General features: G+C 59.3%; 26 protein-coding genes. 9 read left to right on the top strand and 17 right to left on the bottom strand.

Annotation, left to right across the window (positions count from 1 at the left end):
• Window positions 1-263: 263 nt before the first annotated feature.
• The 5 genes from lipB to ACYVIS_RS20555 form a co-directional block, all read right to left on the bottom strand.
• Complete coding sequence (gene lipB / locus ACYVIS_RS20575) at window positions 264-917, bottom strand: lipoyl(octanoyl) transferase LipB (RefSeq protein WP_460874926.1); 654 nt, start codon at window positions 915-917, stop codon at window positions 264-266.
• A 46-nt stretch (window positions 918-963) separates the two neighbouring features.
• Entirely contained in the window at window positions 964-1239 is a 276-nt protein-coding gene (locus tag ACYVIS_RS20570; RefSeq protein WP_460874925.1) for a DUF493 family protein, read from the bottom strand.
• A gap of 11 nt (window positions 1240-1250) precedes the next feature.
• A complete protein-coding gene (locus ACYVIS_RS20565) occupies window positions 1251-2114 on the bottom strand; it encodes a D-amino acid aminotransferase (RefSeq protein ID WP_232741552.1) in 864 nt (287 codons plus the stop codon).
• 150 nt (window positions 2115-2264) lie between these two features.
• A complete protein-coding gene (locus tag ACYVIS_RS20560) occupies window positions 2265-3545 on the bottom strand; it encodes a D-alanyl-D-alanine carboxypeptidase family protein (RefSeq protein ID WP_232741553.1) in 1281 nt (426 codons plus the stop codon).
• Window positions 3546-3700: 155 nt separating this feature from the next.
• A complete protein-coding gene (locus tag ACYVIS_RS20555; RefSeq protein WP_232741554.1) occupies window positions 3701-4345 on the bottom strand; it encodes an alpha/beta hydrolase in 645 nt (214 codons plus the stop codon).
• Between the two features lie 108 nt (window positions 4346-4453).
• On the opposite strand from ACYVIS_RS20555, the gene ACYVIS_RS20550 reads away from it, so the two are divergent.
• The 3 genes from ACYVIS_RS20550 to ACYVIS_RS20540 all read left to right on the top strand — a co-directional run bounded on the left by ACYVIS_RS20550 (window position 4454) and on the right by ACYVIS_RS20540 (window position 6403).
• Entirely contained in the window at window positions 4454-5320 is an 867-nt protein-coding gene (locus ACYVIS_RS20550) for a biotin--[acetyl-CoA-carboxylase] ligase (protein WP_232741555.1), read from the top strand.
• On the top strand, window positions 5317-6123 hold the full coding sequence (locus tag ACYVIS_RS20545) for a type III pantothenate kinase (protein WP_232741556.1): 807 nt from the start codon (window positions 5317-5319) through the stop codon (window positions 6121-6123). Before ACYVIS_RS20550 ends, ACYVIS_RS20545 begins: the two co-directional genes overlap by 4 nt.
• Before the next feature lie 82 nt (window positions 6124-6205).
• Window positions 6206-6403, top strand: coding sequence for a hypothetical protein (locus ACYVIS_RS20540; protein ID WP_232741557.1), 198 nt, complete (start codon window positions 6206-6208; stop codon window positions 6401-6403).
• On the opposite strand, the gene ACYVIS_RS20535 is transcribed toward ACYVIS_RS20540, so the two are convergent.
• From ACYVIS_RS20535 to ACYVIS_RS20525, 3 genes are read right to left on the bottom strand one after another with little or no spacing between them, the layout of a single operon-like run.
• Window positions 6352-7104 (bottom strand): arylmalonate decarboxylase, encoded by a 753-nt coding sequence (locus tag ACYVIS_RS20535; RefSeq protein ID WP_460874924.1) that lies wholly within the window; start codon window positions 7102-7104, stop codon window positions 6352-6354. The genes ACYVIS_RS20540 and ACYVIS_RS20535 overlap by 52 nt on opposite strands.
• An 11-nt stretch (window positions 7105-7115) precedes the next feature.
• Complete coding sequence (locus tag ACYVIS_RS20530; protein ID WP_232741559.1) at window positions 7116-8069, bottom strand: Bug family tripartite tricarboxylate transporter substrate binding protein; 954 nt, start codon at window positions 8067-8069, stop codon at window positions 7116-7118.
• A 52-nt stretch (window positions 8070-8121) separates the two neighbouring features.
• On the bottom strand, window positions 8122-8859 hold the full coding sequence (locus tag ACYVIS_RS20525; RefSeq protein WP_460874923.1) for a GntR family transcriptional regulator: 738 nt from the start codon (window positions 8857-8859) through the stop codon (window positions 8122-8124).
• 232 nt (window positions 8860-9091) lie between these two features.
• On the opposite strand from ACYVIS_RS20525, the gene galU reads away from it, so the two are divergent.
• Window positions 9092-9922, top strand: coding sequence for a UTP--glucose-1-phosphate uridylyltransferase GalU (gene galU, locus ACYVIS_RS20520; protein WP_460874922.1), 831 nt, complete (start codon window positions 9092-9094; stop codon window positions 9920-9922).
• A gap of 50 nt (window positions 9923-9972) precedes the next feature.
• Here the strand turns inward: galU and ACYVIS_RS20515 are convergent, their stop codons facing one another.
• From ACYVIS_RS20515 to ACYVIS_RS20480, 8 genes are all read right to left on the bottom strand, one after another.
• On the bottom strand, window positions 9973-11310 hold the full coding sequence (locus ACYVIS_RS20515; protein ID WP_460874921.1) for a 3-deoxy-D-manno-octulosonic acid transferase: 1338 nt from the start codon (window positions 11308-11310) through the stop codon (window positions 9973-9975).
• Window positions 11311-11546: 236 nt separating this feature from the next.
• A complete protein-coding gene (gene waaC / locus ACYVIS_RS20510) occupies window positions 11547-12581 on the bottom strand; it encodes a lipopolysaccharide heptosyltransferase I (RefSeq protein WP_460874920.1) in 1035 nt (344 codons plus the stop codon).
• 80 nt (window positions 12582-12661) lie between these two features.
• Window positions 12662-13594 carry a YncE family protein gene (locus tag ACYVIS_RS20505; RefSeq protein ID WP_232741564.1) on the bottom strand — a complete coding sequence of 311 codons (933 nt, stop codon included), beginning with the start codon at window positions 13592-13594 and terminating at the stop codon, window positions 12662-12664.
• A complete protein-coding gene (locus ACYVIS_RS20500; RefSeq protein WP_232744703.1) occupies window positions 13591-14520 on the bottom strand; it encodes an SMP-30/gluconolactonase/LRE family protein in 930 nt (309 codons plus the stop codon). Before ACYVIS_RS20500 ends, ACYVIS_RS20505 begins: the two co-directional genes overlap by 4 nt.
• Window positions 14521-14594: 74 nt before the next feature.
• Complete coding sequence (locus tag ACYVIS_RS20495; RefSeq protein ID WP_232741565.1) at window positions 14595-15416, bottom strand: cytochrome b561 domain-containing protein; 822 nt, start codon at window positions 15414-15416, stop codon at window positions 14595-14597.
• 34 nt (window positions 15417-15450) lie between these two features.
• A complete protein-coding gene (locus ACYVIS_RS20490; RefSeq protein ID WP_232741566.1) occupies window positions 15451-16395 on the bottom strand; it encodes a LysR family transcriptional regulator in 945 nt (314 codons plus the stop codon).
• Window positions 16396-16424: 29 nt separating this feature from the next.
• The gene (locus ACYVIS_RS20485; RefSeq protein ID WP_232741567.1) at window positions 16425-17873 is read right to left on the bottom strand and encodes a sulfatase-like hydrolase/transferase; all 1449 of its coding nucleotides are present in this window, start codon (window positions 17871-17873) and stop codon (window positions 16425-16427) included.
• Between the two features lie 24 nt (window positions 17874-17897).
• Entirely contained in the window at window positions 17898-18866 is a 969-nt protein-coding gene (locus tag ACYVIS_RS20480) for a Bug family tripartite tricarboxylate transporter substrate binding protein (RefSeq protein WP_232741568.1), read from the bottom strand.
• Between the two features lie 516 nt (window positions 18867-19382).
• Here ACYVIS_RS20480 and ACYVIS_RS20475 point away from each other — a divergent pair.
• Window positions 19383-20555 carry an L-rhamnonate dehydratase gene (locus ACYVIS_RS20475; protein WP_232741569.1) on the top strand — a complete coding sequence of 391 codons (1173 nt, stop codon included), beginning with the start codon at window positions 19383-19385 and terminating at the stop codon, window positions 20553-20555.
• Window positions 20556-20619: 64 nt separating this feature from the next.
• Here the strand turns inward: ACYVIS_RS20475 and ACYVIS_RS20470 are convergent, their stop codons facing one another.
• Complete coding sequence (locus ACYVIS_RS20470) at window positions 20620-21522, bottom strand: LysR family transcriptional regulator (protein WP_460874919.1); 903 nt, start codon at window positions 21520-21522, stop codon at window positions 20620-20622.
• A 132-nt stretch (window positions 21523-21654) separates the two neighbouring features.
• Here ACYVIS_RS20470 and ACYVIS_RS20465 point away from each other — a divergent pair, with 132 nt between their 5' ends.
• The 4 genes from ACYVIS_RS20465 (at window position 21655) to ACYVIS_RS20450 (ending at window position 25870) form a co-directional block, all read left to right on the top strand.
• On the top strand, window positions 21655-22677 hold the full coding sequence (locus tag ACYVIS_RS20465) for a Bug family tripartite tricarboxylate transporter substrate binding protein (RefSeq protein WP_460874918.1): 1023 nt from the start codon (window positions 21655-21657) through the stop codon (window positions 22675-22677).
• Window positions 22678-22746: 69 nt separating this feature from the next.
• Window positions 22747-23295, top strand: coding sequence for a tripartite tricarboxylate transporter TctB family protein (locus ACYVIS_RS20460; protein ID WP_460874917.1), 549 nt, complete (start codon window positions 22747-22749; stop codon window positions 23293-23295).
• An 11-nt stretch (window positions 23296-23306) separates the two neighbouring features.
• Complete coding sequence (locus tag ACYVIS_RS20455; protein ID WP_460874916.1) at window positions 23307-24824, top strand: tripartite tricarboxylate transporter permease; 1518 nt, start codon at window positions 23307-23309, stop codon at window positions 24822-24824.
• Window positions 24825-24844: 20 nt separating this feature from the next.
• Window positions 24845-25870: a 4-hydroxythreonine-4-phosphate dehydrogenase PdxA gene (locus ACYVIS_RS20450; protein ID WP_460874915.1), complete on the top strand. Its 1026-nt coding sequence runs from the start codon at window positions 24845-24847 to the stop codon at window positions 25868-25870.
• Window positions 25871-26117 lie beyond the last annotated feature (247 nt).

The following is a 26117-nucleotide window of genomic DNA, read 5'->3' as shown; positions in this document are numbered from 1 at the left end:
CTGGCAAAGCCAGGACCGGACGATGCGAGCTCCACCCCGCCTGGGCCGCCACCCCCGCGCCTTAAGAACGCATATCATGCCACCAGCATTTGTGACGGCCATTGCCCGCCACTCTCGCGCCTAAAGAACACCGAAGACGAGCCAAAACAGAGTATGCAAGTCCCACACCCACCCGAGCCAGGCTTGGGCCGCAGCTCAAAAATGCAAATGACGGGTGGCCGCAAGGACCGCCCCCCCCCCACATACCACAAGCAATCCTCAGATCAGGTCTGTGGCGATTTGCAATAAGCCTCGAAGGAGTCGCTTAAGCGCCCAGCCAGCAGATCGCCAACCCGTCCAAGCGGCACATCAACCCCACAAGCACTTAAATCCACAGTGCGCAAACCCTCATACCCACACGGATTGATCCCCAGGAAAGGCGACAAATCCATAGCCACATTAAGCGCTATGCCATGATAAGCACAACCCTTCCGAATCTTGACACCCAGCGCGGCAATCTTGGCCAGATCGCCCCCCTTGTCCGCCATAGGCACATACACACCCGGCGCTCCCGGCTTGCGGCACGCCCCCGCCACGCCCAGCTCACCCAGCACCCCCAGCACCACATCCTCGAGCATCTCCACGTACTCTTTGACATAAATACCCATGCGCCGCAGATCCACCAGACAATACGCCACAACCTGTCCCGGCCCGTGATACGTAACCTGCCCGCCGCGATTCGACTGAACTATGGGAATCGACCCGCTGTCCAGAATATGCTCAGGCTTGCCCGCCTGGCCCAGGGTATAGACCGGAGAATGCTCCACCAGCCAGATCTCATCGGCCGACTGCGCATCGCGCGCCTCGGTGAACGCCTGCATGGCCTGCCAGACCTCAAGATACTCGGCCGGCCTCGGCCACCATTTATGTAGTGTCATCACCCAACCATCAAATCACGGCCGCCGGACGCGCCGCGCGCCTGCCCTATAAAACAATCGACACCATATGGTGCGCATGCAAGGCACGATACAGATTGTCCAGCTGCTCGCGAGAAGTGGCATGCACCGTGAAAGTCAGGCCTATGTACTTGCCGCCCGAACTGGGCCGCATTTCTATCGTGGCCGGATCGAATTCAGGATCGAACTGCAACACCACGTCGGTCAAAGTCTGGGCGAAATCCGGATGCGCCTTGCCCATGACCTTGATGGGGAAGGCGCTCGGGTATTCGATCAGGGATTCTTCAGGAGGAATGGTATGCATCTTGAGAGACCTTATAGCGCGGCGATGGCCTTGTCGTACCCCGCCCGCAATTTCGCATAGACGGCACCCGGCTTGCCACTGCCCACCGGCTTGCCGTTGTACGTAACGATAGGCAGGACCTCTTTGGTGGCCGAAGACATCATCAGCTCATCGGCCTGCTCGACTTCCTGCTGCGAAACCTGGCGCGACTCGAAGGGAACCCCCGCGTCCTTGGCCAGCTCTTCGAGAAAACCGTAGCGTATGCCTTCAAGAATCAGGTTGTTGCGCACCGGCGCGGCCAGGACACCGTTTTTCACCATCCAGATATTGCACGAAGCGCCCTCGGATAAATTGCCGTCGCGAAACTGCAGCACTTCGTCGACCCCGGCCTCGACCGCCTGCTGCTTGGCCAGCACATTGCCCAGCAAAGACACCGACTTGATCTCGCAATGCAGCCAGCGCACATCGGGCACGCCAACGGCGGTAAGCCCCTGGTCGCGCAATTCCGCGCTGGGGCGCTTGAACGGCGATACCATACAGAAGACAGTAGGCGTCGCATTTTTAGGGAAAGCATGATCGCGCTTGGCCACGCCGCGCGTGATCTGTATGTACACCATGCTGTCATCAAGCGCTGAGCGCTTCAGCATGTCGTGCACCAGTTTTTCCCAGTCGCTGCGCGACCAGTCCAGCTCGATGCCGATAGACTTCAGGCTGCGTTCCAGGCGCGCCAGATGCCCGTTCATGCGAAAAGGCTTGCCCTTGTAGGCCGGCACGACTTCGTAGATGCCATCGCCGAAAATAAAGCCGCGGTCGAGCACCGAAATCTTGGCGTCTCCCAGGCGCACATACTCGCCGTTCAAATAAACAATACTTTCGTTATCGACATCTGGAATCATTGCTCACGCCTCGCGTAAAAAAAATGAAATTGAAACAACGGGCAATACAAACAATAAAGGGCAAACCCGAAGATTCGCCCTTGATGAGTCGCGCGCAGCCCGGGATTGCCTGAAAACGTGCCTGAATTGCGCTAAGTGTTGACCTGATTTTTATTGAAACATCAAGCGTATTTTATCGTAAATCCGGCCGAAGAAACTTGCCTCGGGCACATCGTTGAGAACCAGCAGGGAGTCCTGGCGCAACACCTTGCCATCGAGAGACAGGGAAACGGTTCCGACCTTGGTGCCTTTTTTAAGCGGCGCGATCAGGGGCTGCGTGTACTGGGCTACCGGCTTGACCTCGGGGCCCTTGCCGCGCGGAACGGTAATCCAGAGCGGCTGCATTTCGCCCAGGCCCACGGTTTCGGCCTGGCCTTCCCATACCCGGGCTTTCACGGCGGGATGCTCGGTATCGAACAATTTGATGGTATCGAAATTCTGATAGGTCCAGTTCAATAGCTTGAGGCTGTTTTCCGTGCGTGCCGAATCGCTGGTGGCGCCCACCACGACCGACACCACGCGGCGACCATTGCGCACAGCCGTTGCCACCAGGCAATAGCCGGCCGACTGGGTGTGGCCGGTTTTCAGGCCATCGACCGTCGGGTCGGTCCATAACAGACGATTGCGATTCATCTGCTTGATTTTGTTATAGGTGAATTCTTTCTGGCTGTAGTAGTGCAAATATTGCGGATGATTGCGCACCAGGTTCTTGGCCAGGATGCCCAGATCGCGCACCGTGGTCAGGTGGGTGGGGTCGGGCAAGCCGGTTGAATTGGCAAAATGGGTATCGGTCATGCCCATTTTGGCGGCTTCCTGGTTCATCAGGGCGGTAAAGGCCGACTCGCTGCCGGCCACGGCTTCGGCCAGGGCCACCGTGGCATCGTTGCCCGACTGCACAACCAGGCCCTGCAGCAGATCGTCGACCGATACTTGCGTATTGGGCTTGACGAACATGCGCGAACCTTCGGTTTTCCAGGCTTTCGTGGAAATATTGACCGTTTGGTTAAGTGTCAGGCGCTTGTTGTCGATGGCATCGAACACCACGTAGGCCGACATCAGCTTGGTCAGCGAGGCCGGTTCGATCTTTTCGTCGGGATTTGACGAAGCGATGATCTGGCCGCTGGTTGCATCGAGCGTGAGCCACGCTTTAGCCGTAATGGCGGGAGGCGGAACGGACGACAAGTCGCCCACCGGGGTCAACACGCCCGCGGCGCCAGTCGAGGCCGCAGGCGCCGCAACCGGGGCTTTGCCCGCGGCGGTCGAAGCCGCCGGTGCGGGTGTGGCGGCGGGCGCCTTTTGGGCCAGGGACAAGAGGGGAGCAAGTGACAGTGCAAGCCCGGCGACAAGATAACGCGAGCGGCGCAGGGAGAAAATAAAAGCTGAATGTGTCATCGACATACCGTATAACGATTCCGTCAAGAAAGCCGGTCAAGGAAGCCGGATAAGCGAAACGCCCATTATAGGCAGAGCCTGCGCGGGACAATACCGCCAGAATGGCCATTTGAGCGTGGAAACTGAAAATACTTGCTACGGAAGTTTGAAAAACGTTACAGTATCGCCAGGCGTTGCTGCAGCAATTGCTTCAGTGTAATCAGCCGGCCATGAAAAAAATGCGTGGCGTCGGGCACCACCACGACAGGCAAACCGCGCACGCGTGCAAAATCCATGGCTTCCGACAAAGGCACGACTTCATCGACTTCGCCATGAATCAAGAACGTATCATCGGGTATGCGTACCTCGCGAAACTTGAAACGCTCGACCGCCGAGCCTATCAGCATGAGCGCATCGGGCGTTTTCCCCGCCTGCTCGGCCACGCCGGAATACAACTGGGCCGCCACCGAGGTGCCGAAGGAAAAGCCCGCCAGCACCCACTTGCCGGCGGCCAGCTCGGGGTAGGCCAGTTCGAACTGCCCGACAAGCTCATGCATGTCGGCGGTTTCACCCACGGCCCGGTCGAATTCACCAGCCGAAGCGCCAACACCACGGAAATTGGGGCGTACGGCCACCAGGCCGTGCTGCACACAGGCGCGTGCAATCGTGGTCACGATCTTGTTGTCGCGCGCCCCGCCATGCAAAGGGTGCGGATGCAAGACCAGCGCCCAGCCGCGCGCAGGCCCATCGGGCCAATCGAGGGCGCAGTCGATGGCCCCGGCCAAACCCTTGAATACCGTATTTTTGACGTTCACAGACATAAGGCTAAAAATCCCGACAAGAACTCGAATCATAACAACATCAGGTAGACTTATTAGTCCAGTAACAGGCCACTTTGGCCCAATGACGATTACACGGCCCCATACACGATGTCATCAGCGTCGATTCCCCTCCTGCCCACGCCGGAACAGATGGCCGCCAGTCTGCGGGCGGCCTTGCCCAATTTCAAACAAGTGCAGTGGGTAGACAGCACCTCCTCGACCAACGCCGACCTGCTTGCCAAGGCGCGCCGCGGGGGCCATCACCTGGCCCGGCCCTGGCTGCTGGGCGCGCACCTGCAAGAAGGCGGCCGCGGCCGGGCCGGCCGAACCTGGCAGAACCGCGCCGGCGCCAACCTGATGTTTTCCTGCGCGTTCGATGTATTCCTGCCGCCCAAGCAACTGCCCACGCTTTCGCCGCTGGCCGGCGTGGCCGCCTGCGAGGCCTTGCGCAGCCTGATCGAACCTGCGCACCAAACCCGCCTTGTCATGAAATGGCCCAACGACGTGCATTGGCAATTTGCCAAGCTGGCGGGCATTCTGGTCGAAATCACCCGGGCCAGTACCTCGAAGCTGGCGGCCGATCACCATGTTGCCATTGTCGGCATCGGCATCAATCTTGAAGACGCCCGGGCGCTCAGCCAATCCCTGAACCGGCAGGTCGCCGACTGGTCGGAAGTCACGGCCCAGGACGCGCAGGCGGCCGCAGCCTCGGCATCGACCATGGTTGCCGCAATCGCCCACGCCTGGTACGCCAGTTTCAACGCCGCCATACGAGAGGGGTTCGACGCCCTGCCGGCGCGCTACGCCCAGGTCGACGCCCTGGCCGGCCAGCATGTCAACGTACTGGACGACGGGCGCATTATCCACGCAGGCATCGCCTGCGGCATCAATACCTTCGGCCAGTTGCTGGTGCGCACTGCAGATGGCGACAAGCCCATCTCGGTGGGCGAAATCTCGGTGCGGGCGCAAACATGATGCTCCTGATCGACGCCGGCAACACGCGCGTCAAGTTCGGCTGGATCGAACCCGGCAGCGGCCGGCGCGAAACCGTCGCACTGGCCCTGCACCATGCCGGGCTGGATCAGCTGTCGCAATGGCTGCAACAACTTCCCATGCGCCCCACCGCGGCCCTGGGGGTCAACGTGGCCGGCGCGGCAACCGCCGCGGCCATCGAATCACGGCTCGCGCCGCATGCCTGCCCCGTCAGTTGGGTCGCCAGCCAGAGCGAAGCACTGGGAATACGCAACACCTACCATCAACCCGGCCAGCTCGGTCCCGACCGATGGGTATCCATGCTGGCCCTGGCCCAGCATGCGGAAGGCCCACGCGCAAGCTCTACCAGCCCCGCCCCCCTGATGCTGGCCAGTTTCGGCACCGCCACGACCATCGACACGCTCAGCCCCGACCTGGCTTTCCAGGGCGGGCTGATCTTTCCCGGCCCCGCCCTGATGCGCACCTCGCTCGCGCAGGGCACCGCCAATCTGCCCGAGGCGGACGGCGATACGGCCGCCTACCCGGCCCACACCCACCAGGCCATCGCAACCGGCATCGCCGCCGCCCAGGCAGGCGCCGTGTTGCGGCAATGGCTGATCGGGCTGGACCGCTACGGGAACGCCCCCCTGCTCTTCAGCGCCGGCGGAGGCTGGCCCGTGGTCAGGGAAGAAACCCTGCGCCTGCTGGCCGCCATGCAAAACCGCCTTGGCCTGCCCCTTGCGCCCATAGAATGGCTGGCCACCCCGGTACTCGACGGCCTGGCCCGCCTGGCGAGCCGGCAATGACCGCGGCGGGCGCCAAGATGCAAAAAGTCCGGCCTGGCTTTACACTCGGGCCACTTGTATCGGTTTTTTGGTTTTCCAGGCCATGCGCTTTTTATTTCTTCTGATTCTGATTGCCAACGTTATCGTTCTGGCCTATGGGCAAGGCTTTTTCGGCACACCGCCCAACGAGGTCGGGCGCGACCCGCATATGCTGACCTTGCAGCAGAATCCGGCCATCGTCACTTTGGGTCAGCCAAGCGAAGGCAACCAGGCCGACGCCGCCAACCGTCCGCAACCCTGAGTCCGGCTATCCAGGCCGGCCGTGCCCACGACATCCCAGAATCCGGCGGGTGAACTGGCCACCACCGGCACATCCAGTTGCCGCTCTACCTGTTTCAAGGCGTCCTGCACAATCAGCCCTCCGCACGACAGCACAATGCCATCGGCGTTGCCCTTGGCGTCATCCCAGGCTTCCAGGCACAGACTGACCAGCGTATCGGTGGATACCTGCCCGACCTCGCGAACTCCGTTGATGCCCAGGCCCTTCGTACTGGCGACGGCAATGCCTTCTACGCCCAGAAACGCGGCCAGGCGCTGGTTCACGTCATCCACATACGCGGTGGCAACGGCCACGGTCTTCAAACCCAAAGCACGCATGCCCCGCAAAATGGCATAGCTCATGGTCGTGCAGGGCAAGCCTGTTGCCTGCTCCATCTGGTCTTTCAAGCGCTGGTTGAGATCGGAGCCTCGATAAAAGCTAAGCGATGTCCCCATCAGGGAAATCGCCGATACCCCCTCGTCCGCCAAGGCTCTGGCTTTTTCAATGACGTGATCAATGACCTGGTCATAACCCTGCTTGTCCACGGTACCCAGGGACAGGCCCTTGGCGATAAACCTGAGTCCAGGGTACATAATCCGGGCGTCCGGGGGCACCTCGCCCGCGGCCGGGGGGACAATCAGGCCTATGGGCTTCTGGGCGTCGGGGAAAGAAAGGTTCATCATGGAATTCCAGGCTAGTGATTAAACTTCAAATCAGCCTGTTTGATCACGCCGACCCAGCGGGCTTCTTCTCGCCGCATCCAGTCGGCTTGCCAGGCCGGATCGTGGAAATCAGTTACCGCGCCCTGCACGATAAACGAGTCTTGCACCGACTTCTCGCCCAGCGCCTGTTTCAGGGCGGCCGTCACAGGAGCCAGCGCACTGGCCGGCGTGCCTGCGGGGGCCAGCAAAAACAAGGAGGGCGTAGCCTGGTAGCCGGGCAGCGTTTCATCGACTGCGGGCACATTGGGCAAGGCCGGAAACCGCTTGGCCGACAAACCCGCCAGAATACGGATTTTGCCGGCTTTTTCCAAAGCCATGGCCGAAGCCACGCTGGCAATCGCCATCGATACCTCGCCGGCCGCCGCCGCCTGATTGGCCGGGCTGCCGCCGCGATAGGGTACGTGCAGGAGTTTTACCCCGGCCTTGATGCCCAGCAGCTCGCCGGCCAAATGGTGTATTGAACCCACGCCTACCGACGCGAAGGAGTATTTGCCCGGCTCCTTTCTGGCCATGTCCAGGAAACCGGACAGCGATTTGGCCGGGCTGGCGGCCGGAACGACAATGACCAGATCCGCCTGCCCCACCACGCCCACCGGCTCAAAACTCTTTTGAATGTTGTAGCCGACCTTGGGATAGATATGCGGCGCAACCAGCAGCGATGAGTCGCCCAGCAGCAAGGTGTTGCCGTCGGGAGCCGATTTGGCCACATAGTCGGCGGCAATCGTGCCGCCGGCGCCGGATTTGTTTTCCACCACCACCGGACGCTTGAGCGTCTTCTCGATCTGGCGCGCCGTGATTCTGGCCAGAGTATCCACGCCGCCGCCCGGAGCGAATCCCACCACTATCCTCAACGGCGCAGTCTCGGCCGCCGCCAGGGAAACCACACCCAGGCTCAGCATGGCCGCCAATACAATCCTTTTCAGCATTTTTGTCTCCAAGGCCAAATAACAGGCCATTTATTTATAAATGAGTCCGGAATCAATGCAGGGTCGAAGGCGGCGCAAACAGGCGCGGCATGTCCACCAGGCCGCGATTCCATGCGGGACTGGTATCGGGATCGAACTGCAGGTATTCAGGGGAAGCCAGGGCCAGGTCGCAAAAGTCCTTGCCGCCAATCAGAATATGTTCACAGGCCAGCTGCTGCGCAGCTTGCTCGTTTCTATCGATGACGGCCAGCAACAGGCGGTCGTGCTCGAACCAGGAATTGGCCATGCGCTCGGTAAAGTCGAAATGCCGCATGCGATAGGGGCCTGTGCGTTTGCGGGCGTGCAGGATCTGACTGATCAAATAGGCATTGCCGCAGCTGGCATAAAAATACTCGTGAAAAGCCTTGTTGTAATTGGAATAATCGGCCTGATTTTTTTGCGTAACCGCGCGCTTGCCTTCCTTGTGCAGCGCACGCAGGGCTTTCAACTGCGCATCGTCAATGCGCTGCACCACTAAACGGGCGCACAAGCCTTCAGCGTGCGCCAGTGCCTCGAAGATGTCGGCCAGTTCATTGGCCGATAGCTGCACCACATAGATGCCCGAGCGCGGAACCATCCGCACAAATCCCAAGGCGGCCAATTGCAGCAGGGCCTCCCGAACGGGCGTGCGCGAAACCGAGAAGATTTGGCTCAGCTTGTCTTCATCGAGCTGCACCCCGGGCGGCAACTGGCCCGACACGATGCGTGTCTCGATCTCGTGAAGCACCCGATCTGCGGCGGAAATGGACATAAGCGGCCCTGATGATTAATAGTCCGGCGCAAACCATTGATGCAGTACCCACAATCGCCGTTGGCTCATTCTAATAATAGCGATGTGATATATCAAAGCTTTCCCGAAAGCAAAAAATTCCCCCATCGTCCGGGCATGATTTGCCCATCGCGGCATGATCGATCCGTGAACTGCGTCCCGAAACGCATCTGGCACTAAAATGGGTTCTTTGCCAAGCATCAAAGCCATCAATATGAAACCAATTCGTAAAGCTGTTTTTCCTGTCGCGGGATTGGGCACGCGCTTTCTGCCGGCCACCAAGGCCATGCCCAAGGAAATGCTCCCCATTGTGGACAAGCCGCTGATTCAATACGCGGTAGAGGAAGCCATTGCCGCGGGCATCACCGACCTGATCTTCATCACCGGGCGCAATAAACGCGCCATTGAAGATCATTTCGATCGCGTCCCCGAATTGGAAGCCGAGCTCGAGGCAAAACATAAATCCGAGCTGCTCGACATCGTGCGCAATATCATCCCCGCGCACATCAATTGCATCTACACGCGGCAATCCGACCCACTGGGCCTGGGCCATGCCGTGCTGTGCGCGGCGCCCATAGTCGGAAACGAGCCTTTTGCCGTGCTGCTGGCCGACGACCTGATCGACGCGAAAACCTCGGTCACGCATCAACTGATTGAAGCCGCGCACCAGCAAAACGGCAGCGTGCTGGCCATACAGAACATAGCGCAAGACCAAACCAATAAATACGGAATTATTTCGGGCTCCCGCGTCAGCGATAAAACCACGCGCCTGACCGGCATTGTCGAAAAACCGGCGCCCGATGTGGCGCCGTCCACCCTGGCGGTGGTCGGCCGTTATGTGCTGGAGCCGGAAATATTCGAGCACCTGCGGCAAACCCAGGCCGGAGTCGGCGGTGAAATCCAGCTTACCGACGGCATTGCCAGCCTGCTTAAAACACGCGACGTTTACGGCTTCGAATACGAAGGCCTGCGCTACGATTGCGGCAGCAAGGCCGGCTTCTTCCAGGCCACGCTCGAACTCGGACGCAAGTACCACGGCCTGTAAGGCGCCCCTGGGGTGGGCACGAGGCCCACTCCCGCGAATTGCTTAATTGCTTATCGGTGAATCTTTTCGGCCCGGAGCTCGTTCAGTCCCGCGACAACGCGGGCGACGGCGCCTGTGTGCTTCTGTACCCAGTGCGCGCCCGCCTCGCCCATTTTCGCCAGGCATTGAGGGTGATCCAGCATCTGCAATGCCTTTTGCAGCGCCGCATCGGGCGACTGAACCCTTAGCGCCGCGCCCTCATCGATGGCATCAACGACGGCCTGCTCGAAATTCCGGGTATGCGGCCCCACCAGCACCGGCACGCCGGCGGCGCACGCCTCGATCAGGTTCTGCCCTCCCAGGGGCTCAAAGCTGCCTGCCACAATGGCGACATGGCTGCCGGCGTAATACACCGCCATTTCGCCCAGGCTGTCGCCCAGCAGAACCAGCGGCTCGCCGCCGGCACGCAAGGCCGAAGCACCCGCCTCGCCCATATCGACCAACTGCGAGCGCCGCACAAACGGTATGCCGGCCTCTTGCAGCAAGGCGGCCGCACGGTCGAAGCGCCGCGGGTGGCGCGGGATCAGGTAAAACATAACGCGCTCGGCCAGGCTTTTACCCTGCGCCGTGGCCCGCCTGTCTTGCTTGACGATGGCATTGACGAACTGCTCGTCTTCGCCTTCGCGTGTGCTGGCAATGGCAATGGCCTTGCGCTGCAGGGTGGCGCTGAACGCCTTGCCGCGCGCCACTTTGTCGGCCGGCAAACAGATGTCGAACTTGAAATTGCCCGATACCCGCACCGCCGACGCCCCGGCCTGCTCCAGGCGTTGCGCATCGTTCAGTGTCTGGGCATAGACCGCCTGCAAGCTGTCGTAGGCTTCGCGCATGACACGCCCGGCCCGCAGGCTCTGGCGCAGGGAATGATCGGAAAACCGCGAGCTGACCAGCATCATGGGTACGTGGGCCTTGCGCGCGGCTGCAATCACATTGGGCCAGACCTCGCGTTCGATCAACACGCCTACGCTCGGCCGGTAATGTGCAATAAACCGCTGGGTGCATCCCGGAAAATCATAAGGCAGCCACTCTTGCTGCAGGCGGCCCTGGGCTATGGCCTGTTCGAATACCCGTGCTCCTTCTGCACGCCCGGTCACCGTCATGTGCGTCAGCAATACGCAGTTGCCCTGGTCCAGCAAGGTTTGCACAAACGGTTGCGCGGCACGGGTTTCACCCAGGCTGACCGCATGCACCCAGACAGGTTCTTCAAGCTTGCTGGCTTGGGCATAATGGCCAAAGCGGCTACCCGACCAGACACCCCAATCGCCGCCGGCGCGCCGCGCACGCAATGCCATCCACCCGAGCAGGCCCGGGGACAAAAGACGGATGCAAACAGTGTAAAAAAAACGATTCAATGAGGCTTTACCGCAAGGTTATAAAACAAGACTGTCGATCTGCGAGGGCGGCCCTTGTAGTCGCCCGCCACCGATGCCTATCCCCATTTTAAACGCAGTTGATACACAAAAGACGACAAAAACCCTATTTTCGTGTCATATTGACCACTGTGGCAGACCGCAAGGCCTGTTCAGGCCAGGGCATCGACCCTTTCGGCGGCCAAGCGAGCAAACAGCAGATTGCCGCGACGCGAGCCTTAGTCGGGTGTATCCGCCCCTTCGGCGGCGGCATTGAAAGAAAAACTCTGCTCCTGGCCGGTGGCAGGATTTGCCCGATCGCGAGAAGCCAGGGCCTGCTCGACAGCGCTGAGCACCGTTTCGGCCGACGGCGCATTGCCGCGCTCGCCCAGGCTGGCTGTGTACGCGGGCCCTTCAAGCGGGGTACGCACCGGTGTGGAGGCTTTGTAAATGCCTATGGTGGGCCTGCCCAGGCCCGCCGACAAATGCGTCAGGCCGCTGTCAAGCCCCACCATCACGCGCGCACAGGCCAGTACGTGCGCAATCTGGTTGAGATCCATGCGCGGCAGCACTTCGCCTTGATTCCTGCCCGCCACCAGCGCTTGCGCCCTGGCAATCTCGGCCGGATTGCCAGCCAGCAATTTAAGCGCCAGGCCATGCTCCTGCAAACGCTCAAACACTTTGTGCCAGTCGGCTACCGGCCAAAGCTTGTCGTCGCGGCTGGCCGACGGCATGATCACCGCATAGGGCTGGATCTCGGCCCCATCGGTAATCGCACCCAGGCCAAAATCGGGTTCGCCGCTATAGGTATAGCCGAAGGCGGCGGCGGCCAGTTCGCGCTGCCGGGTGACGGCCGGCTGCCAGAAGTTGACCGTATGCTTGACGTTGTAAAAAAAGGAAGCCAGTGGTTCGCGCGCAGACTGCCGGTCGAGGCCATGCCGCACTCCGTGCGTCTGGCGCACCAGCCATACCGATTTCATCAGGGCCTGCATGTCCAGCACCACGTCGTACTGGCGCGATTGCAGGTTTTGGCGCAACGCGGCGCGTTCGACGCGTGTATCGGCGGCCCACCAGTGCTTGCGCCAGCGGCGGTGCGCCACCGTGATGACCTCATTGACCGCCGGATGCCAGGCGGGAATCTCGGCAAAATTCTCTTCGACGATCCAGTCGATCTGCGCATGCGGCACATGCCGGGCAATATCGGATATGGCCGGCAGCATGTGTACCAGATCGCCCAGCGAGGACGTGCGCACAATGAGAATCTTTTTCGTCATGGCGCGATTATAAAGTAGGGGCGGGTCTTGTGAACTGACCCCATGCATCCAGATACCCGATTTGGAGGGCTAATTCAGCATTAAATGAACACAACCTTGGATACATCCGGTTCGCGCTGGGTGGAAATGAAGCTCAAGAACGACAAGCTGTCCGTATCCAGCACAGCCACCCTATCATCATCCTGGGAAATGAAGGCAATGGGCCGGGTGGGATGGAAGGAAACAGCAATCGCGCGAGCTTCCAGCCTGACATAGCCGATTTCGCGCAGATCCGACTGCCCCACGATCGAGAGGCTCCGATCGCCGTAGTTGGAGATGAACAAACGCCCATCCCGAAACAGATTGATGCGCGTTGGATCTTCGCGCGATGCCGCCGTGTACTTGACCCGCATGGTTCGCGTGTCGATAGCGGCAAGCGTCCCGCTCCATCGGTTCGTTACGTACAGTGTGCCTTCATCCTCGCTCAGGCAATATCCCTCGGGCTTTTGACCTGGGGCGCACAACACCGCAGACGCCAAAGGATCCCAGGGAAACACCTTGGCAACGGTATGCGACAGCAGGTTCATGCAATAAGCGGTGCGGCCATCGCGCGCCAAAGCGAACAAATGGCTTTTGATCCCTGCCGACGAGGTGGCGCGCTTGGGGCCCACGTCGGACAAAGGCTCGTCCAGCACCAGCAAAACCGCCTTGTCTTCGCTTAAGACATAAAGACGGTCTTGCTCATCCATTTGCATGCCATGCAGGCGGTTGTAGGGGGATAGATCTATCGTGCGCATCAACGCCCCACTGGCGATATCCACCTGAAACAAGACATGCCCGCCCTCGCCGGTATGCCCGGAAGTTTCCACGCCATAATGCCCTATCCAGGCCACCTTGTTGTGACTGTCGGTCACGAACTCATGGGGGTAAAGGCCAAGCTCCAGCGAGCGAAAGCGCTCACCCGTGTGTATGTCGTACCAACTTATGCAATGGCTGCATTTTTCGACCAATAGCAGTGTTTCGCGGCCTGTCATTTTTGCAATCCTTTGGCATTGAGGTGAATTCTGTACAGCGAGGTCGTGGCACAGATAAAAAGTGAATCGCCCCCCAGGCCGCCAAACGTCAGGTTCCCAACCTTTTCAGGCACCGGAATTTCCGCCAGGCGTCTGCCGTCGGAATGATAAATTTGCACTCCCGACGCACTGCTGGTGTATATCCAACCTCGCTCATCAAGCCTGAAACCATCAGGTAGACCGGGATTTACTTCCGCAAATGTCTTCGGATCGGACAAGGTGCCGCCCGCTCCCACCTTGAACGATATGATGTGATGGCGCCCCTGGCCCTCGGGACGCAGTGCCGCCGAGGTATCCGATACATACAGGACGCTCTCGTCGGGAGAAAACGCCAAGCCATTGGGCTCATCGAGGTAATCGGTCGCAATATCCAGCGCCGAAGTCCGGGGATCGAAGCGGAACACATAGTTGTGACGTAGTTCGGAAGGAGCCTTGTGGCCCTCCCGATCTGACAAGATGCCATAGGGAGGGTCGCTGAACCAGATCGTGCCGTCGCTCTTGACCACAATATCGTTGGGTGAATTCAAGCGTCGCCCCTGATACCTGTCAACCACGACCTCATCTTCCGTCCTGGCCAGACCGTCTATCATCCGCGTCCTGATAATGGCGCGCCGACCGTGCGAACAATGCAGAATGCTGCCGTCCAGATCGCGATAATGGCCATTGGTGAAATCCACCCCCTCACGCCAGACTGAAAACCCCTCGTCCTCGCCTTCGCGCCAGCACAGTATCCGGTTGTTGGGGATATCACTCCACAACAACGAACGGGCCTCATGGATCCAGACCGGCCCTTCGCTCCAGGCCGCACCTGTCGCCACCTGCTTCAGACGAGAATCCGGCCGGAACACCCCACGCGCGGCGTCATCGAAAATTATTGCAGCACTCATCTCTTCCACCTGTTCGCCCCCACATCCAGGAACGGATATACCGCCCGATCCACACACGACACCTGAAATTGTCTTCATACATGTTTCCGGCCTTTGAGCTTTGCACCGCTGAACCCCCATAAAGGCCGGTGACGCATTTGCGCCGCCCATTCGCACTTCGAAAACCGCCGTACACCTGGGCCGACTGGCGCTCGCCGATTGCCCGGCAAACTCGGATCCGGCCCCCAAATGGCCTGATAGGTATCGATGCACCGCCCTTGATATTGCCAATACACCAGCGTCGCGCCGTACACGCTCCACCATAGGAGCAAGGCAATGAACATCCAACGCGGCGCATCCGCCACAAACAGACCCAGCACAATGACAACCACGGCGCCGGCAATCAGCAGCCATCCCAGGAATTTATGCAAGCGCTCAAATACAAGCCTGCGCCGGGTCATCAAGTAATGATCGCCCAGCTCCATCCTCCGCCCGAAGGGAATGGAGCCATCGGCAGGCCCTCCCTTGGATCCACGCAACACGCCCGACAGCGCCTGTGCTGCCGCCACGGCCAGCAGCGACCAGCCGAACCAGGCATGCACATCCGCCAGCACACGGCCGGAACCCATATTGCCCCACGCCAGCGCGACGGCCAGACAGGCGGCGAACAAGCCGGCCGTCTGCAGCACCAGATGCGCATGCCACCACCACTTGTTATCCAGTTTCCTGGGCCAGTCCTGATTGGGCAATACTTTCAGATAACGGGCAATCAATCCGCCGATGGGTATGAGGAACCCCCAACTCAGCACCATCAGCCGCCCATGCCAGGCAGCCCAACCGGCCAGGTGATGTTCCGTGGCCCCCGATACCGGGGCCCACAGCCAGTTCCAGCAGTCCATCCAAAGCCCAGCATTCATAGCGTTGTATCACGCAGCCTCGATCTGTTCGAGTTCACGCGATCTCCGATTTAAGATCCGACAAGAACCGTTTCAGCGATTGGATTTTTTCCGTATTGCGGCGTATCAGAATTTGCAGCCTGGGTAATTCCAAACCTTCCAGCAAGGCTATTTTCACGATGGGGGTATCTGCCGGCAACAGCGGGATGACCGACTCCCGGCTTATCGAGCAAAGCTGCACATGGGCATTTATAAAGGCGTGAATCACAGCGGGCGACGGCGATTCGATTCGCGGTTCGATAGGAATCAGCCCCCGGCTCACGAATTGAGCGTCGAATACATTCCGCAACAAGGTGCCTTGCGTAGGCAAAACCCATTGCAACGACCGGCTGTCAGCCAGGGAAATTTTCTTTCCGGCCCTGGAACGCGTTTGGAAGTGCGGGTTGTCCCGATGCGCAATGACACAGAGGCGATCATCCTTTTCCCACAGTTCCTGGGCGTAGACTTCCCGCCTCATCTCATCGCCAAGTATGAAGCCGCCAATCGCGCAATCGATCTCGCCTTCTTTGAGCAGATGCAACAATTGCCGGCTGGTGGCGTCCAGCAAGGATACCGAAAGGCTGGGCTCCCGATCGCACATCCGGGACAAGGCCTTGGGCAAAATCTGCGTCACGACTTGCGAGATCGCGCCAATCCGCAGCAACTGCTTGGCTTGGGGATGAGGGCCGCGGGGTTCGAATTCGCTGTAGCCAAGCTCTTCCAGCACGATGCCCACCTTGTCCATCAGGTGAATGCCGGCCGCCGTTGGGGTGACGCCCCGGTGCTCACGCGTGAACAAAGGACAGCCGACAGCCTCTTCCATTTCCCGGATCATGCGGCTGGCCGCCGGCTGGGAGATATCCAGATGGGCAGCCGCCCCTTGAATCGTACCGGTGTCGCGCAGCACCGCCAGTAGCCGCAGGTGCTTGATTCTAAGGGCGTCAAAATACAAGGTTTTCAAGATATGGACCGTTATCTAAAAAATGGCGGCTAATGTCCGATGAGCCTGACCGGTTCGCCGGGAATGGGCGTATAGCTGCTCCCGCCGCGCCTGACGATGGCGTCCGCGCCGCCGTGCTGCGCAATCAGCCGCCCCTGGTCGACCTTGGCCTGAGCGTCGGTTTGCCCAGGATCGCAAATACCCGCCAGTGTCTCCGCGAATGCCGTCAATTCCGATTCATGCCGTCCGCCTAAAGCCAGATCCTGGAACTCTTCGGGGTCGTGCTTCAGATCGAATAGTTCAGGGCGATACCCGGTATAGCAAATATATTTTTTGTCGCCCTTGCGCAGCATATACGCCGCACTGACCGATCCCGCCGCATGGTATTCACTGAATACCGCGCGCTGGCCGTCGTACGGCTTGGCCGCGATCTCGAACAAGGACCGGCCGGGCAGCTCGGCGCCTTCCAAATCCTGCCCAACCGCATCCAGTATCGTTGGATAACAGTCGACCAGCGATACCGGAGTGTCGACCACGGCCTGCTGCGCCACCCTGGGGCCCGACATGATCAACGGCACAGACACAGACTCCTCGTACATGGTGGATTTACCCCATAAACCGCGAGCCCCCATGTTGTCGCCATGATCGGACAGGAACAGCACAACGGTATCGTCTGCCAGTCCGTTGATTTCGAGCGCCCGCAATATCGAACCCACGTTATTGTCCATGAACGAGCAAAGGCCGTAATACGATGCAATGGCAACCCTTCTTTGCTGATCGTTCTCGAAATACGAATCGAAACGATAGCAATCGTCCCATTGTTGAACCCAGGGATGCAAGCCGCCAGCTGTCTTTTTAGGCAGAGGGATATCGCTGGGGTTGTAAAGCGCGTAATACTCCGGAGGGGCAATCAACGGCGAATGCGGGGCAATGAACGAGGAAAACAGCACCCAGGGCTTGTCGCGCTGCGTGGCGCCGTGCTTCGCCAGCCACTGCACAGTTCGAGCGGTAATATCGCGGTCATAGTCGATGTATGTGCTTGCGCCCGGGCCTATGCATTGCGCCAGGTCTTTCGACTGGTGCCGCACAGGCGGCGGATTGCGTATCAGGCCATACAAATCGCCCACGCCGGCCTCGATATGCATGGGAATGATTTGCTCGCTAAAGCCCGCATCGATGTCCGCATTGGCATAATGCAGCTTGCCGATCGAAATCACCTCGTGGCCGGTGTCGCGCAAGTGCCGCGCCCAGCTGCGCATACGGCCGTCGTAGGCAATGGCGTTGTCCCAACATTTGTTCTGGTGCACATACCGCCCCGTGGCCAGCGCTGCTCGCGCCGGAACGCAAATTGGCGAGTTGGTATAGGCATTGCGAAAGACAGTGCCCTTGGCGGCCAGCTTGTCCAGATTAGGAGTCTTGACCATGGGATGGCCGTTGAACCCGAGCATTTTTTTGTTGTGCTCGTCGTTCATGATGATAATCAGATTAGGAGTTTTCACGGCTTTGCTCTTGGACTGTCAAAGTCAAAATGTAATATTGTTTTCGTGAACCACACGCGCCCAACGCTGGGTTTCTTCTTGCACGAACCGGGTGTATTCCTCGGCGCTGCGCAGATCGACATGAGCGCCCAAGCCAACGAATTTCCCTTGAACCTGAGGATTCTCCAACGCTTTGTGCAAGGCATCGGTCAAGATCTTGCGCAAGGGATCGGGCAGGCCTTTGGGCGCAAACAAGCCATGCCAGTTATCCACCAGAAGGCCAGGCGCCCCGAACTCCTTGGAAGTGGGAACTTCCGGCAAGGATTTCAGCCGGGTCTCGGAGGTGATGAACACAGGAACCACTTTTTTGGAATGGATCAAGGGCATGGCCGCGGATACGCCTGCGAAGGTCATTTGTGTTTCACCGCTGGCCACCGCCAATACCGCCGCCCCGCCGCTCTTGTAAGGAACATGCAGAAGGTCCAAGCCCAATTCCTTCTGCAGCAAAATACCGGCCAAATGCTGCGGACCTCCGATGCCGGGCGAGGAAAAAACCATGCCTTGAGGCTGTTTGGCCGCCAAGGCCTTCAGGTCGCTCAAGCTGCGCACATGAGTACCCGGCCCGGTAACGAGCACCAAAGGCACTGAAGCAACGGCGCCGACAGTCGTGAAATCCTGCGATCGATAACGAACCGTCCGGGACAAAGGCGACAGGGCAATATTGGAGACGGTGCCCATCAACAAGGTGTAGCCGTCAGGGTGGGCGGATGCCACGTAGCCCGCACCAATCGCTCCGGTCGCGCCTGGCTTGTTTTCGACAATAATCGACTGTTTTAGCGCCTGGCCCATGTCGGTGGCCACGATCCGAGCCAATACATCGGGAGAGCTGCCCGCCTCGGATCCCACGACAATCGTGATGGGCCGCGACGGAAACCCACCCGCCGCCTCGGCCCCGGTCGAGGCGGCCGCCAGCAAACCGATAAACACCGCGTTCAATACCACTTTTCCACTCATATGACTCACCATTGATCTCCTGTCCTGTTTTATGGGGCGCTTTGCCGTCGGCCTGCAGTTTCCTCGTTTCGCGCATCGTGCCTTACTCAGAAAAACACTATGCATGCCAACTTTGCATACCTTGAAATTTTTGAAAACCCTTTATTCAATGGGCTTTTTTTACAGAATATCACCTGGAGATCGGTTTCTAAATTAAGTTTTCACGATACATATATCCACTTTTAGGATAGCAATCCCACTGCGCCTTTTTGCCCTGGATATTCTGGTCTCGTCGCGAAAATCAAACGGAGCGGCCGCACGACCGCCCTTGCGAACGATGGAAGAAGAAGGATTCGCCAGGTATCACTTGAGGTTATCTCCATATCGCACTAATTCATTATTAAGCTATCGCATGTTTCGCCATACTGGTAGCCCTGATTGACCCGCAACGCCATTCCGATTCATGCCGCACGGGGTAAATCGCCCACGCCACACACTGCTCGACACATTCACGAGCGGCCCCTAATGGAGAATCAAGTGAAAGTAGTCAATATCCGAGCGCGCGTTTTCGAATGGAAAGGAAAGACAGTCCCCCCCCAACCTCATTTCTGCACCAACGCCATGAGCCTGCTGTGGGATCGCGGCGACTCAATGGGCACCTTCCGCTTCCATGGCTGGACCGTAGTGGAAATCGAAACTGATGACGGGCATGTGGGCATAGGCAATGTCGCGCTGGCGCCTCGCATCGCCAAGCAGATCATCGATCAGTATCTCAGTCCACTCGTCATCGGCCAGGACCCCTTCGACTATGAATACCTATGGCAGCGCATGTACCGCTCCACACTAGCCTGGGGGCGCAAAGGCGTAGCCATGGCCGCCATTTCGGCAATCGATATCGCCTTGTGGGACTTGATGGGCAAGGCCACTGGCCGACCGGTCTTCAAGCTTCTGGGCGGGCGCACCAAAGAAAAAATTCCTTGCTACGCCTCCAAGCTCTATCGCAGAGACCTGAGTGAAATGCAAGGTGAAGCCCAGTCTTACCTGGACCAAGGCTTCAGCGCCATGAAGATGCGCTTCGGCTACGGCCCCAAGGACGGGCCCGCCGGCGCACGCAAGAATATCGAAAGCGTCGAAGCCGTGCGCGAAGTCATAGGCTACGACGTAGACCTGATGCTCGAATGCTATATGGGCTGGAACCTGGAATATGCCAAGCGCATCTTGCCGAAACTCGAACGCTTCGAACCCCGCTGGCTAGAGGAACCCGTGATCGCCGACGATATCGACGGCTACGCCGAACTCAACCATCTGACCAGTATTCCGATCTCGGGGGGCGAACACGAATTTACCAGCCATGGGTTCCGCCAGCTGCTCGACAAGCGTGCCGTTTCGGTCATCCAGTACGACACCAATCGAGTGGGCGGCATTACTGCGGCCCACAAGATCAACGCCCTGGCCGAGGTCTATGGCGTTCCTGTCATTCCGCATGCGGGGCAAATGCACAATTATCATCTCACCATGTCGACCCTGGCCTCGCCCATGTCGGAATTCTTCCCCGTGCACGATGTCGAAATAGGCAACGAATTGTTCTACTACATCTTCGACGGAGACCCCGCTCCGCAAAACGGCTATCTGGATCTCGACGACAACCTGCCCGGACTGGGCCTGACCCTGTCCGATAAATACCTGGACCAATTCAATATCATCGAATAAGCCGCGCGGGGCGGCCTCGTTTCTACCGAGGCCGCCCCGCCGTCATTGTTCGAGACACAAAAAACTATACAAGCCGGGTACTCTCCATGGCGGCCCGGATCTCGAGGATGAACACTTGAGAGGCAGGACTGAGAATGCGGCCTTTGCGGGTGATGATTCCGTAGGAAGGTATTTGCCTTTTGATTTTCAAGGGCACAATGCCCAGCGTCTTGCGCTCTTCGTAGTGCTTGGCCACCAGCGTCGGCATGACCGCCAGCATATCCGACTGCCTGAGCAGGGAAGAGGTCAGCAGCATGGACGAGGTCTCGAGAATATTGATCGGCAAGGCCAGGCCAGACTCCATGAACACCAGTTCCAGCACCTTGCGCATAGGGCTGGGATGAGCCTGCAGAACCCACGGATACTGCAGCAGGCCGGCCAAAGTCACTTTGCGGTTGCGCACCTCGGGATTGGACGGGCCGGCCACTATCGACAAAGCCTCTTCGGCAATGGGCTCGAACATAAGCTCGCGGCTGTCCCAGTTATCGGGCACGCGGCCGATGGCCACGTCCAGCCGGTCCTGCAACAGCGCCGTGATCAGCACATCGCTGGTATCGATCTGGATGCTGGGAGCCAGCCGCGGGTGGCGCTGCTTGAGCATGATCAGCGTGTCGGACAGCAGTTGAGGGGCGGGGGCCATGATGGCGCCGATGCGGATCTTGCCGATATTTCCCGATTCGATGGCCACCAGCTCGTCGCGTACGCCGCCCAAGTCGGAAAACACCACCTGCGCATAGCGAGTCATGACCTCGCCGTAGGCTGTAGGCTGTACGCCACGCCGGAGACGATCGAAGAGCTTGAGCCCGATCACGTCTTCCATCTCGTGCAGCATTTTCGTGGCGGCGGGCTGGGTCAGGCCGATTTGCTCGGCGGCCTTGCGCAAGGAACGATGTTCATGCAGCGCCAGCAGCAAACTAAGCTGCCGCATGCGCAGGCGATTGAATAATATGGCGGCGTTAGGTATCACTTGGGGTTATCACTATATCTTATTAATTTATTATTAAGCTATCACAAGTTTGGCCATACTTGTAGCACTAAATCATAAATTACAGGAGACACCATGCAGACATCCCTGAAAAAACAGTTGCTCCGCGGTGCAATAAGCGCCGCCCTGATGACCAGCCTGTTTGTCTCGGCCCACAGCTATGCCACCGACGCCTGGAAGCCCACTAAGAATATCCAGGTTATCGTGGCGGCCGGAGCGGGCGGCGGCACCGATCAATTGGCGCGCCTGATTCAATCCATCATTACGCGCCACAAGCTCATGGATGTCTCCACCGTGGTCGTCAACAAAGGGGGCGGCAACGGCGCCGAAGGCTTCCTGGACATCAAGATGGCCAAAGGCGATCCTTACAAAATCATTGTCGGCACCAACAATGCGTACCTGTTGCCGCTGGTGGCCAAGCTGGGCTACCAATGGACGGACCTGACGCCGGTTGCCATGGTGGCCCAGGACGATTTCATTCTATGGGGCCCTGAAAACTCGCCCTTCAAAACCGTCAAGGACTACATCAATGCCGTGAAGGCCACGCCGGCCAAATACCCCATGGGCGGCAGCCAATCGAAAGATGTGGACCAAACGCTGACCATGCTGATCAACAAGACCGAAGGTACCAAGTTTGTGTACATTCCGTTCAAGAGCGGCGGCGAAGCGTCCACACAACTGGCGGGCGGCCACATCGCCTCCAACACCAACAATCCCAGCGAGAGCATCTCGCAATGGCGTGCCCACCAGGTCAAGCCCTGGTGCGTGTTCAGTAAAGAGCGCATGGTCTATACCAAGAAAATCACCGATACCCAGGCCTGGTCCGATGTGCCCACCTGTGTTTCGCAGGGCATCCACATCGATGAGTTCCGTTTCCCGCGCACCGTCTTCATGCCGGGCGGCGTCACCGACGCACAACGCCAGTACTATGTCGACCTGCTGAAAAAAGTCACGGAAACGCCCGAATTCAAAGAGTATCTCGAGCGCGGCGCATTGGTGCCCAGCTTCCTGGCGGGCAAGCAATTCAACGACTACATTCAAGCCGACGACAAACGGGCCCGCGAGATTTTCAAAGAGGCGGGCTGGCTGAAGCAGTAAATATCCGCAAACCGGCTGCGTCGCGGCAACTCAAGCACCACGACGCGGCAACTCTTCGAATCGAAGGCCATGAATACACAGACATCCGCAGACACACCCGGCCCTGCCGGCCCGCCCCCCGGACAGGGCGGGCTGAGCCTGCGCGTGGGCGGGCTGGTCACCTCCTTGTCGCTCGTGGTTCTGGGCGGCGTCGTCATGGCGGGCAGCCTGCAGCAAGGCATAGGCTGGGACGACGGCGGCCCCATGGCCGGGTATTTTCCTTTTTACGTTGGGCTGTTCCTTGCCCTGTCCAGTCTGGGCACCGCTATCAAAACCCTGTCCAAATGGCCACGCGGCCGCGCCGACCTGACCACCCGCCCGCAGCTCAAGCGCGTGCTGGGCGTATTCATTCCCATCTGCGTGTACGTGGCGCTGATGCCCTTCATCGGCATGTACGTGGCCTCGGCGCTATTCATTGCCTGGTTCATGTGGCGCATGGCCGAAGACGGCAAGCGTTACAGCGGGATCAAGATCCTGACCATCTCGATCGTGGTGCCGCTGGCCTGCTATTTCATTTTTACCCGCTGGTTTGAGGTTCCGCTGTACGCCGGCCCATTCCCGGCCTGGTTCGGAATGTAGGACGAAACCGCATGGAACAACTCAACCTGCTGATGCACGGCATGAGCGTCGTACTGTCCTGGTACCACATCATGATCATGATCGCCGGCATTTTGCTGGGGATACTGGTGGGCGTGCTGCCGGGCCTGGGAGCGCCCAACGGCGTGACCCTGCTGCTGCCCATCACCTTCACCATGCAGCCGGTATCGGCCATTATCCTGCTGTCGTGCATGTACTGGGGCGCCCTGTTCGGCGGCTCGGTCACATCGGTCATATTCAACATCCCGGGCGAACCCTCGTCGGTCGCCACCACTTTCGACGGCTATCCTATGGCCCGGCAGGGGCGCGCCGGCGAAGCACTGACGGCGGCCTTTACGTCGGCGCTGCTGGGCGCGCTGGTGGGCGTTCTGCTCATTACCTTTCTGTCGGGCTATATCGCCAAATTCGCGCTGAGCTTCAGTTCGCCGGAATTCTTTGCCGTCTATGTGCTGGCGTTCGGCAGCTTCATCGGCCTGAGCCGAACCCCGCCGCTCAAAACCATATCGTCCATGATGATCGGTTTTGCCGTCGCCGCCGTAGGCATGGATACGGTGTCGGGCAATCTGCGCCTGACCTTCGGAATCCCGGACCTGCTGCGCGGCATCAGCTTTGAAGTCGCGGTCATAGGCCTGTTCGGCATAGGCGAAATCCTGTGCACGGTGGAAGAAGGGCTGGTATTCAAGGGCGAGCACACAAAAATCAACGCCCGGATTGTCTGGCAGACCTGGAAGCAAATGCCGCGCTATTGGGCCACCTGGCTGCGCAGCGTGGCCATAGGCTGCTGGATGGGCATTACCCCGGGCGGCCCCACCGCCGCATCGTTCCTGAGCTACAGCGTGGCCAAGCGCATGTCGAAAACGCCCGAGCGTTTCGGCAAAGGCGCGCTGGAAGGCGTGATCGCCCCCGAAACCGCCGACCACTCGGCCGGCACCAGCGCCCTGCTGCCCATGCTGACGCTGGGTATTCCGGGCTCGGCCACCGCCGCCGTGATGCTGGGCGGCCTGATGATCTGGGGCCTGCAGCCCGGCCCAACTTTATTCCTGGAACAGAAGGATTTCGTCTGGGGCCTGATCGCCAGCATGTATCTGGGCAATGTGGTGGGCCTGGTCGTGGTGCTGTCCACCGTGCCGCTGTTCGCTTCCATTCTGCGCGTGCCGTTTTCCATCATGGCGCCGATTATCGTGATTGTGTGCTGCATCGGCGCCTACGCGGTCAATCAGTCGCTGTTCGATGTGGACTTGATGCTGGTGTTCGGCGTGTTCGGCTATTTGTTCAAGAAGCTGGGCTACCCGATTGCTCCGCTGGTGCTGGCCGCCGTGCTGGGCGACAAGGCCGAAGATGCGTTCCGGCAATCCATGCTGTTTTCGGGCGGCAGCCTGGGCATTTTCTGGCACAACGGCCTGGCTGGCACCCTGACCACGCTGGGGCTGCTGATGGCTTGCCTGCCCCTGATCGGGCGCCTGTTCAAGCGTAAAGAACCGATTCCGGCCATTGTTCCCAACCTGGATTAAACGAATTCCATCGAGATACCATGCCTGCACAAAAACCCACGATTGCCCTGACCTTGGGCGACCCCGCCGGAATCGGCCCTGAACTTATCGCCAAACTGTTGAACGATCCCGCCAACCTGCAACAGGGCAATATTGTGCTGATCGGCGACCCGTGGCTATGGGAGGCCGGGCAAAAAACAGCAGGTGTGGCCGTGGCCACCCAGGCGATCGCCTCGCTGGCCGACGCACGCGCCGCGGCCGGCGACAAGCCGCTGTTTGTTGCCGTCGACAGTGTTGTTCCCGGGCAAGTCCGGCAAGGGCAAGCCGCCGCATCCGGGGGCGCCTCGGTGCTGAAGATTCTGAACCTGTGCATGGATGCCGTGATGGCCGGCCAGATCGACGCCATCTGTTTCGCGCCGCTGAACAAGCACGCCATGAAGCAGTCGGGCATGAAGTTCGAGGACGAGCTGCATCACTTCGCCAACTACCTCAAGGTGGACACGTATTTCTGTGAGTTCAATACGCTGGACGGCTTGTGGACTTCGCGGGTGTCTTCGCACGTGCCGCTGAAAGATGCGACGTCGCTGCTCAGCAAAGAACGCATCGAAGACGCCAGCCGACTGATCTACGATTCGCTCAAGGCGGCCGGCATTGCCCAGCCGCGGGTGGCGGTGGCCGCGCTGAATCCGCATGGTGGCGATGGCGGGTCTTGCGGGCGCGAGGAGATCGATATTATCGAGCCGGCCGTACGATCGTTGCAGCAACAGGGCTATCCGGTTGAAGGGCCTTTCCCCGCCGATACTATTTTCATCAAGGCGCGCGACGGCAAATACGATGCGATCGTTACGATGTATCACGATCAGGGGCAGATTGCGATCAAGCTGCTGGGGTTCGAGAAAGGGGTAACTGTGCAGGGGGGGCTGCCGATACCTATAACGACGCCGGCGCATGGCACTGCCTATGATATTGCGGGGAAGAATCAGGCGAACGTGAATGCCATGCGTAATGCTTATCTTATTGCGTGCCGTATGGGGGAGGCTTATAGGACGAGATGGGGTGAGTCATAGGACAATCTTGGAGTTGCCGTTATGGGTGGCTTGTGGCTGTCTGTCTCATTCGTTATTTAGCTATTATTCTTGTTCTATAAGTACTGTTTTTGTTCTTAAGACACGAGGGCGGCGGGCCAATGGCCAGGGCAAATGCCTGCACGATATGCGTTCTTAAGGCGCGGGGGTGGCGGCCCAGGCAGGGTGGAGCTCGCATCGTCCGGTCCTGGCTTTGCCAGGACTGCCCGCGGCCGGCGCCTGGATCGGG

Source organism: Paralcaligenes ginsengisoli (assembly GCF_054781135.1).
This window is presented reverse-complemented; position numbering and strand designations above follow the sequence as displayed.